The sequence below is a fragment of the Vibrio sp. 2134-1 genome, assembly GCF_033339495.1.
The window spans coordinates 1-1,097 of record NZ_JAWOUS010000131.1 but is presented as its reverse complement, the minus strand read 5'-3'; the positions used below and the strand labels follow the sequence as shown (position 1 = coordinate 1,097).

At 37.8% G+C, this 1,097-nt stretch carries 1 protein-coding gene; it reads right to left on the bottom strand.

Annotated elements, in window-relative coordinates; all coding sequences use genetic code 11:
* Nucleotides 1–1,037 (bottom strand): BcsE family c-di-GMP-binding protein (locus tag R7R78_RS24395; protein ID WP_225474409.1); only part of this gene is annotated, 1,037 nt, incomplete at its 3' end.
* Nucleotides 1,038–1,097 lie beyond the last annotated feature (60 nt).

The window sequence follows — 1,097 nt, the reverse complement described above, 5'->3', positions numbered from 1 at the left end:
TGAATTGCTTCAACCTGAGTCATAAAGCGCATATGGGGGATCTGCGCATGTGAAATGAAGTTCGCCCCCGCGCGAAGTAAGAACTTTTCATCTGCATATCTCAGACATTGTTGGGTCTCCCTGACAATAATCTTTAGCTGACGGCCATACGCGGACCTTAAACGGTAGCAATCTAACGCGATCTGTTGAACTTCGCTTTGGTTATCACAGCTGAAAACAATAGTTGAAGAGCGAGGGTTGTTTAACATCGCTATGAGTTCTTGATTACTCTCGGCCATACGCATCCCTTTTGGGGCTTTCTCGTTTTCTCTGAAGGCTCTTCTACTGATATATATTCTATCACTATCCGATTTGTCTTCCTGTATGGCACGAGGCTGATGCGTTTCGTAAGACGTTGCTTTTAGTGTTTTATCTTTAGTTTTAGTGAGAATGTATTCGTGTTGGGTAATTACACCGTGTTTATTGGACCAAAAATCCACAAGATAGCAGTAGCGAGCGTCATCTAATGATGTCATGGTCGCCAAACCTGCAATGTATCTATTATGAGAAATCAGAATGGGCTTTAATAGTGAAGTCGTCAGATACCCATATATACAAACACTAATAGTGAGTTTTTTATTATTTGCCAGTTCATTTAAGTTTTGTAGGAAAATACTTACAAAATAATCATCACTTGATGATAGCAGTGAATCTGGAACTACTAATATATATGTAGAGAGTTTCTTTATATTTGTTTGATGAATATCTTTTGCAAGCTTTATAGCGTTTGGCGCTTTATTTGTGAATTTGTGGCTAAGAAAAAAACACTGTTCAAGATGATTTTTAGATAAGTCATTGAATTTGCATAAGGCCTCATCATTCAATGCAGACAAAAAAGTTTCCTTGTCTGTAAAGCTTGTAAGTGAAGTGTTGTTATTTGCTGGTAGCGTACTGAACAAATAATCAATAACCATTTGCTTATGTGTAAATAAGTTTACATAAACAGAATTTATCTCTCGTTCAGAAGTAATTGCGGATAACCCGGAGATTGCTGACATCAAAAGGCCTTATAATCAATGGTTTACTGTCGTTGTGCGTTGTGGCTTACAATCCGCTGT